Origin of the sequence: Solirubrobacter deserti, from assembly GCF_027587175.1 — a bacterium.
Taxonomy (GTDB): Bacteria; Actinomycetota; Thermoleophilia; order Solirubrobacterales; family Solirubrobacteraceae; genus Solirubrobacter; species Solirubrobacter deserti.
Genome location: NZ_JAPCID010000002.1, coordinates 190360 through 203512, shown reverse-complemented (window position 1 = coordinate 203512; position 13153 = coordinate 190360). Strand labels below are relative to the sequence as shown.

General features: G+C 71.9%; 8 protein-coding genes. 4 read left to right on the top strand and 4 right to left on the bottom strand.

All coding sequences use genetic code 11. The annotated features are described in order from the left end of the window. Positions 1–27 precede the first annotated feature (27 nt). Positions 28–1368: an FAD-binding oxidoreductase gene (locus tag OJ962_RS02170; protein ID WP_202953218.1), complete on the top strand. Its 1341-nt coding sequence runs from the start codon at positions 28–30 to the stop codon at positions 1366–1368. Between the two features lie 3 nt (positions 1369–1371). On the opposite strand, the gene OJ962_RS02165 is transcribed toward OJ962_RS02170, so the two are convergent. Next, complete coding sequence (locus OJ962_RS02165) at positions 1372–2634, bottom strand: branched-chain amino acid ABC transporter substrate-binding protein (RefSeq protein WP_202953217.1); 1263 nt, start codon at positions 2632–2634, stop codon at positions 1372–1374. 19 nt (positions 2635–2653) lie between these two features. Next, complete coding sequence (gene hisD / locus OJ962_RS02160) at positions 2654–3961, bottom strand: histidinol dehydrogenase (protein ID WP_202953216.1); 1308 nt, start codon at positions 3959–3961, stop codon at positions 2654–2656. Positions 3962–4037: 76 nt separating this feature from the next. On the opposite strand from hisD, the gene OJ962_RS02155 reads away from it, so the two are divergent. Both OJ962_RS02155 and OJ962_RS02150 read left to right on the top strand, forming a co-directional pair. Beyond that, positions 4038–4964, top strand: coding sequence for a LysR family transcriptional regulator (locus tag OJ962_RS02155; protein WP_202953215.1), 927 nt, complete (start codon positions 4038–4040; stop codon positions 4962–4964). Positions 4965–4980: 16 nt separating this feature from the next. Continuing rightward, positions 4981–6339, top strand: a complete 1359-nt coding sequence (locus OJ962_RS02150; RefSeq protein WP_202953214.1) for a calcium-binding protein — start codon at positions 4981–4983, stop codon at positions 6337–6339. Between the two features lie 4 nt (positions 6340–6343). Here OJ962_RS02150 and OJ962_RS02145 read toward each other — a convergent pair whose 3' ends face one another. Further along, entirely contained in the window at positions 6344–9655 is a 3312-nt protein-coding gene (locus tag OJ962_RS02145) for a choice-of-anchor M domain-containing protein (protein ID WP_202953213.1), read from the bottom strand. Positions 9656–9725: 70 nt separating this feature from the next. Between OJ962_RS02145 and OJ962_RS02140 the strand changes: the two genes are divergently transcribed. Next, complete coding sequence (locus OJ962_RS02140; RefSeq protein ID WP_202953212.1) at positions 9726–10172, top strand: Fur family transcriptional regulator; 447 nt, start codon at positions 9726–9728, stop codon at positions 10170–10172. 3 nt (positions 10173–10175) lie between these two features. Here OJ962_RS02140 and OJ962_RS02135 read toward each other — a convergent pair whose 3' ends face one another. Next, positions 10176–13130, bottom strand: a complete 2955-nt coding sequence (locus tag OJ962_RS02135; protein WP_202953211.1) for a M64 family metallopeptidase — start codon at positions 13128–13130, stop codon at positions 10176–10178. Positions 13131–13153 lie beyond the last annotated feature (23 nt).

Below are 13153 nucleotides of genomic sequence, written 5' to 3'. Positions count from 1 at the left end.
AGCGCGCGATCCGCACCATCTCGCGGCATGCTCTCCGCGACGCTCCCCTCCCTGAACGCCGGCTTCGTCCTCCCGGGTGATCCCAGCTGGGATCACGCCCGCTCCGCCTTCAACCTCACGCTCGACCAGCACCCCGCGGCGGTCGCGCTGCCCGCCGACGCGCGCGATGTCGCCGCGGCCGTGGCCTACGCCCGCGCCGCCGGGCTGCGCGTCGCGCCCCAGGGCGCGGCGCACAACCAGGGCCCGCTCGGCAACCTGGAGGGCACGCTGCTGCTCAACACCAGCGCGCTGCAGGAGGTGAACGTGGACCCGGCCGCGCGGCGCGTGCGCGTCGGCGCGGGCGTCAAGTGGGAGCGCGTTCTCGGGCGCCTGAACGCGTACGGGCTCGCGGCGCTGCACGGCTCCTCGCCCGACGTGGGCGTGGCGGGCTACTCGCTCGGCGGCGGCATCGGGTGGCTCTCGCGCAAGTTCGGGCTGCAGTCGAACGCCGTCACCGCGCTCGAGCTCGTCACGGCGGACGGCACGCTCATCCGCACGGACGCCGAGCACGACCCGGACCTGTTCTGGGCGCTGCGCGGCGGTGGTGGCAGCTTCGGCGTCGTGACCGCGATCGAGTTCGAGGTCCAGCCGCTCGACCGGCTCTATGCCGGCGCGATGTTCTTCGAGCTCGACCGCGCCGGGGACATGCTGCACACGTGGCACGAGCTGCTGCCGGAGTTCCCGGAGGAGCTGATGTCGTGGGCTTCGGTGATCCACTTCCCGCCGGCGCCGTTCGTGCCCGAGTTCGCCCGCGGCCGCTCGCTCGCGATCATCATGGCCGCGCACTTGGGCGCGGAGGCGGAGGGCCGCGACCTGCTCGCGCCGCTGCGCGCGCTCGGCCCGGTGCGCGACACGTTCGCGATGGTCCCGCCGATCGTCCTCAGCGATCTCGCCATGGACCCGCTCGACCCGCTTCCGTTCCGCCTCACGTCGGCGCTCGTCGACACGCTCCCGGTCGACGAGCTGATGACGACGATCGAGACGGCCGGGCCCGCGCTCACGGTGGCGCAGTTCCGCCACATGGGCGGTGCGATCGCCCGCGAGACGCCCGGCGCGGGCGCCCGCGCCACGCTGCCCGGCGAGATCTGCGCGATGGGCCTCGGCGTCGTCATGGACGAGGACGGCGACGCCGCGGTGCGCGGGGCGCTGGCCGAGTTCGACGCGCACCTGCGCCCGCACCGCGCCGGCGACTACGCGAACTTCGTCGAGGTCCCGGTCGACGCGAGCGCGTTCTTCACGCCGGACGTGTGGACGCGGTTGCGCGCGGTCAAGGCCACGTACGACCCGACTGACCTGTTCAAGGGCAATCACCACGTCCCGCCGGCCTGAGGCTCAGAGCGTCGGCTCGATCCCGCGGTCGAACACCATCGCCCCGTCCTCGATCTTGAAGACGCCGTACGGCGTGAGCGTGATGTCCCCGTTCTCGTCGATCGAGTACGTGCCGAAGACGCCCTCCCGGTCCTTGGTCGCCATCAGCTGGTCGACCACGGCCGCACGGTCGTTCCCGTTCTCGCCCGCCCGCTTGATCGCGTCGAGCAGCAGCATCATCGACTCGTAGCCGTAGACGGCGTACCGGTCCGGGTTCTTCTCGCCGAACTTGGCGGTGTAGGCGGCCAGGAACTCCTTGCCCGCGGGCGGGTACTGCTCGGGCGCGACGCCCGGGATGGTGATCAGCACGCGCGAGGCGACCTCGGCCGGCAGGCCGCCGTCCTCCGGGTCGAAGAAGCCCGACTCGCCGACGCCCTCCGGCCCGAGCAACGGCGCGTCGGGCAGCGCGACGGCCATGTCCTTGAAGATCTGGACGGCGTTGTTGGCCGTGATCCCGCTGTAGATGAAGCACTGCGCGCCGGTCGTCTTGATCTTCGCGGCCAGCGAGCGGTAGTTGGCGGCGTTCTTGTCGATCCCGTCGTTGCCCTTGATCTCGAGCCCGACCTTCTCGGCGGACATCTCGATGTTGCGCGCGAGCCCCGCGCCGTACACCTCCTTGTCGTTGAGGATGTAAGCGCTTGCGCAGCCCTCCTCCTTGGCGAGGGCGGCGAGCGCGGCCCCCTGGTAGGTGTCCTTGGGCAGCACGCGGGCGTAGGTCCGCTTGCCCGTCGGGTAGTACTTGTCCGGCTCGCCCGGTTCGGCGCCCGGATCGTCGGTGGTGATGCCGACCGCCGTGTTGCCCGGGCTCACCTGCGCGATCCCGGCCTCGTTGAGGATCGGCAGCGACACCGCGGTCGCGCCGGAGTTGAACTCGCCGATATAGCCGATGGTGGAGTCGTCACCCGCCGCCTTGAGCGCGTTGGCGGAGGTCGCGCCCGGTTCCCAGCCGCCCTGCTGGGCGGTGGAGTCGTCGAGCGACTCGTACCTGACCTTGAACTTGCCGGCCTTGCCGCCGGACTGCTCGAGCGCGAGCTTGGCGCCGTTCACCGCGGCTTCGGACTGCGCCCGCGCCGCGCCCTGCAGCGGCAGGCTCGAGTAGATCGTGAGCCTCTCGCCGCTGTCGCCGCCCGTGCTCGACTCGCCGGGGCCGCCCGCTTCGTCCTCGCCACAGGCCCCCAGCGCCAGTGCCGTTCCCGCCAGCAAGGCGGTGATCGTGCGCTTGCTCATCGTCTTCCCTCTCTCGAGTTCAGCTCGCGACCCGCGCGAGCCGCTTTGCCGCCGTGGCCCCGTGGGCCGCCAGCCCTTCCTCGGCCGAGATCGCGACGACCGCCTGCGCGATGCTCGCCTGAGCCCCGTCGTGATCGATGCGCTGGTAGGTGAGCGGCTTCAGGAACCGCGCCACCGACAGCCCGCCCGTATAGCGGGCGGCGTGACCCGTCGGCAGCACGTGGTTGGTGCCCGTCGCGCCCTTGTCGCTGAACGCCACCGTCGCCCGCGCCCCGAGGAAGATCGACCCGTAGTTGCGCAGCCGCGCGTGGAACCAGGCGTCGTCGCCGGTCTGCACCTCCAGGTGCTCAGGCGCGAGCTCGTCGCTGACCGCGGCCGCCGTCTCTCGATCCGGTGCGACGATGATCGCGCCGCGGTCACGCCACGCCGCTCCCGCGACCTCGGCGGTCGCCAGGTCCTCGAGCTGCCTCGCCACCTCGGCCCGCACGGCCCGGCCGAGGTCCTCGGATGTCGTGACGAGCGCCACGGGGGAGGTGGGGCCGTGCTCGGCCTGGCCGAGCAGGTCGGCGGCGACGAGCTCGGGCTCGGCGCTGTCGTCGGCGATGATCGCGATCTCCGACGGGCCGGCCAGCAGGTCGATGCCGACGCGACCGTAGAGCTGGCGCTTGGCCTCGGCCACGTACGCGTTGCCCGCGCCCACCACCATGTCCACCGGGTCCATGCCGCCGAGGCCGAACGCCATCGCGGCCAGCGCCTGGACACCGCCGATGGCGAAGATGCGGTCCGCGCCCGAGAGCGACGCGGCGTAGACGACGCTGGGGTGCACCGTGCCGCCGCGCTGGGGCGGGGCGCACGCGACAACGGTGTCCACGCCCGCGACCTTCGGGACGAGCACGGTCATGAAGGCGGACGCCAGCAGCGGGAAGCGGCCCGCGGGCAGGTACGCGCCGACGCGGCCGACGGGCACGAGCCGGTGGCCGGCGACCACGCCGGGCGCCACCTCCAGTTCGAGGTCGGTCAGCGTGCCGCGCTGGGCGAGCGCGAAGGTCTCGACCCGCTCCCGCGAACGTTGCAGATGCTCGCGTACGCGCTCGTCGACCTGGTGCTCGGCGGCGGCGATCTCCTCGCGCGTGAGCTCGAACGCAGCGCCGTCCCAGCCGTCGAGCTCGCGGGCGTAGCGGCGCAGCGCGCGTTCGCCGTCGCACTCGAGGTCGAGCAGCATCTCGCTCACACGGATCGCGACCGCCGCGTCCTCCTCCTCGCGCCCGGCCTCCGGGCGCTTGAGGAACAGCAGCTCCTCGTCGTCGAGCAGTCGCCTCGTGATCATGGCCGCGATCGTGCCGCGTCGTCCGGTTCGGCACAATCCTGTCTTGCCACTGCCCAGCACAGGCTGAGCCTTTGTCATGACCCTGCAGCAGCTCCGCTACTTCCTCGCCACCGCCCGTCACGGCTCGTTCGCGGGTGCGGCTGACGAGCTGCTGCTCAAGCAACCGTCCGTGGCCGAGCAGATCCGCCGGCTCGAGGCTGAGCTCGGCGTGCCGCTGTTCGCACGCACCAGGCGCCGGCTCACGTTGACCGCGGCGGGGCTCGCGCTGCGCCCGTACGCCGAGCAGGCGCTCACGACCGCGCAGGACGGCGCCGACGCCGTCCGGGCGCACCGCACGCTGCGCGGCGGGATCGCCTCGTTCGGGCTGCCGCGCAACGCGGAGCTGTACGCGCTGACGGATCTCGCGGCCGAGATGCACACGCGCCATCCACTCGTGGGCATGCGGCTGATCGGCCAGAACTCCGTCGAGGTGGCCGATGCGATCCGCGAAGGCGCGTTGGAAGCGGGACTGGTCGTGCTTCCGGTGGACGACGAGGGCCTCGACATCGAGCCCGTGATCCGCGACGAGGTCCTGTACGCGACCGCGGACGCCGGCCGGGCCGCTGCACCGATTTCGGTCGAGGCGCTGCGTGACGCCCGGCTCGTCCTCTACGACGCGCACTACGGCAACGGCGATCCCACGCGCCGCCAGCTCAACGACCGCCTGCAGCAGCTCGGCGGGCGGCTGGAGCCGCACATCGAGGTCGAGTACCTGGCGGGCGCGCTGCGGCTCGCGGCGCTCGGCGTGGGCGACACGATCGTCGCGCGCGCCGCGGTCGACGGCGGGCTGGTGCCGGACGGGCTGCTGACCACGCCGTTCGCGGACCCGCTCTACGACACCCTCGCGGTGGCCAAGCAGCGCCAGCTGCCGCTGTCACCGGCGACCCGGGAGCTGTTGTCGATTGCGCTCGAGCGCTTGGCAGCGTTCGACCGCCGACGCAACCGGACCGGTCCGCGCGCGTGAATGCAATGCTGGACGCATGACGTTCTGCCGGACCGTGCTCCTCTCGCTGGCGGCGTGGGCCGCCTTCACCCCGACCGCCCAGGCGGGTGAGATCTCCGCCTCCGGAACCACGATCACGTACCGGGCGGCGCCCGGCGAGTCGAACTTCGTCACCGTGAACTGGGGCAACGTGGGCGCCGGGCCGGACTTCATCCCGTCGCTGGACGACCACGCGGACATCGTCGCCGGCGCGGGCTGCGAATACAGCATCAGCCTCAACGCCCGCTGCCCGTCGGCCGGGCCGAACCCGACCTACGTCGTCTACCTCGGCGACGGCAACGACTTCGCCCAGTCGATCAACGACAAGGCCGTCGGCCACAGTGTCACCTTCTACGGGGAGGACGGCGACGACGACATGGACAGCGACGGCAGCTCCGACGTCCTGGACGGCGGGCCCGGCAACGATGAGTTCTCGCCCGACGACAACGATCCCGGGCCGGGGGACGTCGTCCGCGGCGGCCCCGGCGTCGACACGCTGCAGACCGGCAACCCGACCGGCGGCAACGCGCCGATCACGGTCGCCTTCGACGACGTCGCCAACGACGGGTACGTCGGCGAGGGCGACAACTACGCCAGCGACCTCGAGAACCTGTCGGCCACCGGCTCTTCGCCGTCGGTCCACTTCACCGGCAACGCCGCCCCGAACGTCGTGCAGCTGCGCAGCGAGTCGCCCGACATCGCCATCGGCCTGGGCGGCAACGACACCATCGACGGCGCCAACGGCAACGACCGTCTCGACGGCGGCGAGGGCGACGACACGATCTTCGGCGGCGGCAACGACGACGTGATCGTCGGCGGTCCGGGCACGGACTCGCTCTCGGGCGAGGGGTCGGCCAGCGGCCTGTTCATCTCGGTCGCCGGCAACGACACCATCGACGCCCGCGACGGCATCCGCGAGGCGCTCAACTGCGGACCGGGCGCGGACACGGCGATCATCGATGCGCTCGACGTGATCCCGCAGGACCCGGGCTCGCTGTGCGAGGCGGTCGACCGGCCGCCGGTCCTGGCCGCGGCGACCGTCAGCTCCTCGAGCCTGAAGGTGCAGAGCCGCAAGCGCGTCACGGTCAAGCTCGCGTGCCCGAAGGACGTCGCGACCTGCACCGGCAAGTTCACGCTCAAGACGGCGTCGAAGGTGCGCGTGGGCAAGCGGCGCAGCGTCGTCACGCTCGGCGGCGCGAACTACTCCGTCGCGGCGGGGACGACCAAGAGCGTGCGCCTGAACCTGTCGTCGAAGGGCCGCGCGCTGATGCGCACGGCCAAGAAGGTGCGCGTGAAGGTCACGGTCTCGCCGGCCGGCGCGGCGGCGACGACGAAGACCGTGACCCTGCGGCGCTAGCCCGCTACGGCTGCGTGGTGCTCAGCGTGAACGTCAGCGTCTTGGCGTAGCTGCCGGTGCGCAGCGGCTCGTCCGCTGCCACCGCCTGCTTGAACGTGATGTCCACGGCGTCGTTGGCGACCGGGCCGGTCCACGCGGACTTCGAGAACGCGACGCGCAGCGGCTGGGCGAGCGTGAAGGCGCCGTTGGCCAGATGGCCGGGCTCGCTCACCGCCAGCGTTGCGTCACCCGCGCTCGAGGTGACGGTCGCCCGCGTGGACGCCGTGTACTCCTGTGCCACGCCCGGCACGAACGGCTCGAAGCGCGCGGGCGCGCCCAGCGTCAGCGACAGCGTCGGCGGGACCGTCCCGCCGATCGGCTGCTGAACCACCGGCTCGACCGTCACCGTGATGGGCTCCGATGGCCCGTACGCGACGCTTCCGTCCGGCTCGAGCACCGCGACCGTGAGCGTGCGCGAGGCGGCGGCGGTGAACGCGTAGGTGGCCGCGTCGGCGCCGGCGATCGGCTGGCCGTTCTCGTACCACTGGAAGCGGTCGAGCACGGTCGCGGGCGCGACGGCCGCGGTCAGCGTGGCGGTGGCGCCGGTCGGCACCGACGTGTCGCCGGCCACCGTGACCTTCTGGCTCGGCGGCGCGCCGTGGTCGTCGATGTGGATCGCGACGGGCTCGGCGAGCATCGGGTCCCCGCCGCCCGCGCGGACGAGGGCGGCGCGCAGCTGCACCCCGTCGAGCGCCTGCTCGGCCGTCAGCGTGTGCGTGAGGCCGCTCGCACCGGGCACCGCGCGCCAGGACGCCTCACCCGGCCAGCGCCACTGCCAGTCGACGCGGTCGCCCGCGGCGAGGCCCGGCTCGGCCCGCAGTTCGACCGCGATCGGACGGCCCTGGTGGTAGTGGTCGCGAAGCGGGGTGAACACGAACGTCGGCACGGCCGCGACGTCGAGCGCGACGGCCGGGGAGGGCCCGTAGGCCACGCTGCCGTCCGGCTTGACCAGCGCGGCGCGGTACTCGGCGCCGTCGTCGGCCGCGGCCGCCGTGAACGCGTACGTTGCGCCGGTGGCGCCGGCGATCGTCGTGAACTCGCTGGCGCCGCGGGCCTTGCGCTCCCAGCGGTAGGTGCTCAGCACCGAGGAGGGCACGACCGCGGCGGTCAGCGTGGCCGTCTCACCCGCGTCGTAGGTCGTCTCGCCCGTCACGGTGACCTGCTGGCGCGGCGCGGCGCCGTGGTCGTCGACGTGGATCGTCCGCGTCTCGGAGATCGCGGGCGGGACCTGCGGGTCGGCGTAGGTCAGCTTCGCGCGGATCTCGACGCCGTCCAGCGCCTGCTCGGCGGCCACGGCGTACACGTTGTCGACCACGCCGGGCAGCGGCGCCCACGTGTCCGCGCCGGGCCACTTCCACTCCCACACGAGCGTGTCGCCGGCTGCGGGCGCCGGGTCGACCGTCAGCTGCAGGCGGACGTTGTCGCCCTGGTGGTAGTGGCCGGCGAGCGCGTTGAACGCGAGGATCTGGGAGGTCACGTCTTCGGTGACCTTGATCGGGAACGTGATCGACTGGGCCGGCTCGCCCTGGTTGCGGAGCGTGAGCGTCAGCGTGCCGCCGTCGTGCGCGGCCTTGGTCAGGCCGGTCTTGGTGAGCTCGGCTCCCTCACCCCAGGCCTCCGTCACCTCGCCCTTCGTGAAGCTCCAGCTGTACGTGAAGCGGTCGTTCTCGCGCACCGGGAACGCCGTCGCGTCCATGTGGACGGTGCCGCCCTGGCGGTAGAGCTGCTGGTGCCCCTGCGCCTGCAGCTCGCGCCGCCCGGTGGTGAGCGTGGCGAGCGCCGACTTGGCGAGCGTCACGCCGTCCTTGAGCACGCGCACGCCGAAGCCGTACGGGTACGCCCCGGCCGCGTTGCCCTTGTACTTCAGGCGCGCGGCGGCCGCGTCCGGGAACGCGTACGACCAGTCACCACCGAGCTGGCGCGGGATGTCGATCCAGGACACCCCGGACTGAAAGCCCCACTGCAGCGTCTCGCCGTTGCCCAACTCGCGCCCGCCGAAGGCGAACTCGGCCACGTCGCCCGGGAGCAGCGTCGCCCCGCCGCCCGTGACCGTCGGTACCGCGCCGACCGGCGTCACGCGCACCGGCACCCACGGCGTCTGGGCCAAGACGGTCGTCCCGGCGCGGACCGCGACGCTGAGCTCGATGCCGTCCCACAGTGCGTCGAGGGGCGCCGAGAACGTGTCGCTCGTGCTCGTCTGGCGGTTGGAGCCGGTCGAGGTCGAGCCGATCGGCCGCACGAGCCAGCGGAACTGCTGGCCCTCGGCCAGCGTCGCGCCCACCACCTTCGCGCTCAGCGTGTCGCCGACGGCGTAGGCGGCCTTCACGCCCGTGACCGAGAACGGCGGCTCGCCGGGTTCGTTCACCGTGACCTCCACCGGCGTCGAGGTGGAGCCGTCGGCCAGGTTCGCGACCGCGGGCACGAACGTGGCCGTCAGCGACCGCTTGCCGAGACCGAGGTTCGCGACCTCGAGCGTGGCCTTGCCGTCGGCGATCGCGCTGTGACCGAGGACGGTGGCGCCGTCGCGGAACTCCGCGTAGCCGGCCAGGCCGGGGGACACCGTGGCGGTCAGCGTGACGGTCTCATCGGCCGTGATCTCGCTGTCGGAGGCGGCCACCGTCGTGGTCGTGGCGACGTCGGGCGGGAGCGCGCCGACGACGAACGTGTACGTCGCGGACGCGGCGTGGTTCGGGCCCGCTGTCGCCTGGACGGTCAGCCGGTACGTTCCGGGCTTCGTGAACGCCCAGTTCGCGTGCGCGTGCGTGCGGCCGAGCCGGAACGTGTCGATGCCCTCGTCCGAGGACCACATGCGGGTGCGCTCGCCGAAGCCGCCGATCGTGAACAGCTCGAGCGTCCCCGGGCCCTCGAAGCCCGCCAGGCGCAGCGTCGTCTGGTCGCCCGTGATCGCGCCGGCCGGAACGGATTCGGTGGAGAAACCGGGCCACAGCTGCGTGCCGCCCGGGTTGCTCTGGGGCGCGATCCACACGTCGGAGCCGGCGGGCCCGAGGAAATCCCAGCCCCCCGGGACGCTCAGCTTGGACGCATCGTCCACGTGGAACCACAGCTTGTCGGGATCCAGTCGTGTCCCGAGCCCTTCGAAGACGTCGGCTTTGGAGCCGAGCGCGAACACGCCGTTGTCGAGGAAGGTCGAGATCGCATCGGTGTGGAGCTTCTGCAGGACTCGGTACTCCTTCGGTGCTGGAGCTGGACCGGGATCGGCGAATGCCGGTGGCGCGAACGCCAGCATCAGCGCGAGGACAACCGTAAGTCGTTTCATGGCCCGGACAATATCGGGACTCAGTCTCGTTAAGCAAGCGAGGGGGCGGAGCGGGCTACCATCGAGCGCCATGCCGCACGCCGAGGCGCCGCGATGGACGACGTATGCGAACGAGCGCCTCGCCAGCGAGGGGTTCAGGCGCGGCGGCGGCCGCGCGGCCGTGATCGACCTGCTGGACTCGCAGGAGTGTGCGCTGTCGGCGCAGGAGATCGAGGACCAGCTGCGCTCAGGCGAGCGCAAGGTCGGCCGCGCGACGGTCTACCGCGTCCTCGACGAGCTCGTCGAGCTGGGGCTGCTCAACAAGGTGGAGATCGGCGACGGCGTCGCCCGCTTCGAGGCCGCCTTCCCGGAGGGCGCCGACCACCACCATCACTTCGTCTGCAGCAACTGCGGGAAGCTGATCCCGTTCGAGGACGACGAGCTCGAGCGGGCGCTGCGCCGGGTCGCGCGCCGCGAAGGCCTCGTGATGGAGTCTCACGAGGTCACCCTTCGCGGGCGCTGCCCCGACTGTGACTGACCCTTACGGCTGGGTGGTGCTCAGCGTGAAGGTCAGCGTCTTGCTGTAGGTCCCGGTGCGGAGCGGGTCCTTGTCTTTGATGAGCTGCTTGAAGGTCACGTCGACCTTCTCGTTGGAGACCGGTGCGCTCCACGCCGTCTTGGAGAGCTCGACGCGCAGCGGCTCGGCGAGGGTGAACGCGCCGTTGCTCAGGTGGCCGGGTTCGGAGACGCTCAGGGTGGCGTTGCCGGCGGTGGAGATGACGTTGGCCTGTGCGGCCGTCGTGTATTCGCGGGTGACGCCGGGGACGAACGTCGGGAACGCGGGCGCGGTGCCCAGCGTCAGGGCCAGTGTCGCGGGGACGGTGCCGCCGACGGGCAGCTCGGGTGAGACGGCGGTGGCGGCGCAGCCGTTGGAGGCGCCGGTGATGCGGTTGGCGGCGCCGAAGTCCTTGACGGCGGCGCTGTTGCCCGCGCACTCGAACGTGCCGTTGACGGTGCTGCCGGCCACAACCGGCCCGTAGGCGCCGGCGAGCCGGCTGTAGCGCTCGTTGGCGGTGACCTGGGTGTTGCCGATGAGGCTCAGGCCGCCCTTGAACGTCGAGCCCGCGATCGTCACGTCACGCGTCGACCCCGCGACCTTCGCCGCGCCGTCGACGGTCGAGCCGAACACGTGCACCGCGTCGGCGCCGGTCGCCGTCAGCGAGCCGATCGTGGAGCTCTTGACCACCAGCGAGCCGCCCGAGGCGACGGTCACCGCGCCGCTGACCGTCGCGCCCGACAGGCACGTCACGCCACTGGTGACGTTCACCGCGCTCTGCGCGCCGCTCAGCGTGGTGCCGCAGGCGAGCGCGCTGCCCGGCAGGACGGTTGCCTTGTAGGACTCGACCTTGCCGTAGTTGCCGGCCGGGTCGATCGCGCGGTGCTCGACGGTGTGGGTCCCGAAGCCGGGGATGTGGCCGCCGATCGGATGGTCGTCGGGCAGCGTCTGCTCGAACCCGGCCGTCGAGAGCCCGCCGGTGCCGAGGTTGCCGTAGGTCAGCGCTTTCACGACCTGGCCGGACGGCCGGAACTCGAACGGCGAGTCCTGCTTCTCCGGGAAGCCGAAGTAGTTGAACCAACCGTCGCCGTTGAGCTGGAACTGGCCCACCACGGCGGGCGTACCGGTGTAGCCGGTGGTGTCGTCCTTCGGATCCAGCCACATGTCCCAGCCGCCGAAGTACACGGGGTGCTCGAGGCTGCCGCCGGCGAGCGTCGTGAGCGGCTCCGACAGGCGACGGGCGGCGGTGGGGGCGACCTTGTCGATCTTGAACTCGACGCTGTCGGAGACGACGCCGTCGGTGACCGTGGCGACCAGCGTCGAGGTCCCGGCGGGCACGTCGAGCGCGCCGAGGTCGAGGTTGCGGCTGTTCTTCGGGTTCGGGAGCGCGGTCCCGTTCAGCGTCCAGGTGACCGGCAGCACGCGGTCCGCCGGGCGGTTGGTCTCGACGTACGCGACCTCGTCCGCGGCCAGCGGCTGTGTGGTGGAGCTGTGCGCCGTGATCTCGGCGGCCGGTGCGGAAGGCGTGACCGTCGTGTCGCCGACCGTCCACGTGCGCGTCTGCACGAAGCGCGGCCCGTTGTAGCCCGAGTTCGGGGGCGTGTTGCCGGTCGACGGGTTGCGGACCCAGTCGATGCCGTCGGGACCGACGGGATCGCGCACCTCGGCGTAGATCACGGTGCCGGCCGGCAGATTCAGCGCCTCCAGGTCGAGGTTGCGGCTGTCCTGCGCGGCGGTGAGGACCTCACCGGCCGGACCGCCGACGCGCCACGTGACCTTCTGCTCGTGAAAGCGCGGATGGCCGGTCTCGACCCAGATGACCGAGTCCTTGGCCACCGCGCCCGCGGGCGTGTTCTGCACGTTCATCTGACCCGCGTTGCGCAGGCCGCTGATGCGGGCGACCATGTGCTCGAGGCCGACCTGGTCGAAGTCGAAGCCCAGCCAGCGCATCATCGAGTGCTGGCTCGGGCGCCGGACACCGCACGGGAAGTACTGGCCGCCCTCCCACAGGCCGATCTTGCCGCCTGACAGCGAGTCCTCGCCGAGCCAGCGGAACCACTTGTGCTGCGCCGCGATCATCTGCTCCGCGCTGGTCATGAGCGTGTGGTGGAAGCCGGAGTTCCCGCCCGGCTCGGTCGTGCTCGTGTTGCACGGGTCCACCCGGTCGCGGACGAAGTACGGATACTCGTCGGCCAGTGTGCCGAGCGAGTGGCCGAGCTCGTGCAGCGAGATCAGCGGACCCTGCGGCGAGCCGCCGGACGTGGTCGCGTCGACGCCGCCGATGCCGCCGTACGTGAACGAGTTGAAGATCGCGAGCGTCTGGATGTTCTGCGACGTGCGCGGGATGCCGAGCACCGGCGCGACGTAGTCGTTGAGGATGCGCATGCGCGCCTGGGAGCCCGTCTCGCACGCCCGAGCGACGTTCCCGCCGTAGTAGGGCGCCGCGGCCTCGCAGCCGACCGGCGCGGTGCTGTAGACGACGCCGCGCGCGAGCGGGTCGGTGCAGCCGCTGCCCGAGGAGTGCGAGTAGTGCAGGCGCAGCGCGGTGTTCTTGCCGTCGATCGGGCCTTCGCGCTCGCCCGTGTCGCGGATCGTGCCGTCGGCGTGGCGCTTGCGGCCGTCGGGATCGCAGCGCACGCCGTAGTCGATCGACGCCAGCTCGACGCCGTAGACGTTGATGTAGTTGCGGTAGGAGCGGAACGGCTCGGTCGCCCACAGCACGGAGAGGTTGCGGTCCACGTCCTTCCAGAACAGGCTCTGCTGGTCCTTCTGGTAGCCGTCGCCCAGCACGATCAGGTTCAGCCGCTGCGACGCGGGGCCTGTGACCTGGATCGGGACCACTTTCGGCTCCGGCAGCGGCTCCTGCGCCCGTGCGCTGGCCCACGGCAACGCGGCCAGCATCAAGACCGCCACTAACAGCGTCCTCAGCGTCCTGCTCATCGCACTTCCCCCTCGTCGGTTCG

Excerpts from the sequence above, each read along its gene's own strand:
- hisD (WP_202953216.1), bottom strand. The coding sequence starts at position 3,961 with ATGATCACGAGGCGACTGCTCGACGACGAGGAGCTGCTGTTCCTCAAG.
- OJ962_RS02170 (WP_202953218.1), top strand. The coding sequence starts at position 28 with ATGCTCTCCGCGACGCTCCCCTCCCTGAACGCCGGCTTCGTCCTCCCG.
- OJ962_RS02140 (WP_202953212.1), top strand. The coding sequence starts at position 9,726 with ATGCCGCACGCCGAGGCGCCGCGATGGACGACGTATGCGAACGAGCGC.
- OJ962_RS02135 (WP_202953211.1), bottom strand. The coding sequence starts at position 13,130 with ATGAGCAGGACGCTGAGGACGCTGTTAGTGGCGGTCTTGATGCTGGCC.
- OJ962_RS02155 (WP_202953215.1), top strand. The coding sequence starts at position 4,038 with ATGACCCTGCAGCAGCTCCGCTACTTCCTCGCCACCGCCCGTCACGGC.
- OJ962_RS02145 (WP_202953213.1), bottom strand. The coding sequence starts at position 9,655 with ATGAAACGACTTACGGTTGTCCTCGCGCTGATGCTGGCGTTCGCGCCA.
- OJ962_RS02165 (WP_202953217.1), bottom strand. The coding sequence starts at position 2,634 with ATGAGCAAGCGCACGATCACCGCCTTGCTGGCGGGAACGGCACTGGCG.
- OJ962_RS02150 (WP_202953214.1), top strand. The coding sequence starts at position 4,981 with ATGACGTTCTGCCGGACCGTGCTCCTCTCGCTGGCGGCGTGGGCCGCC.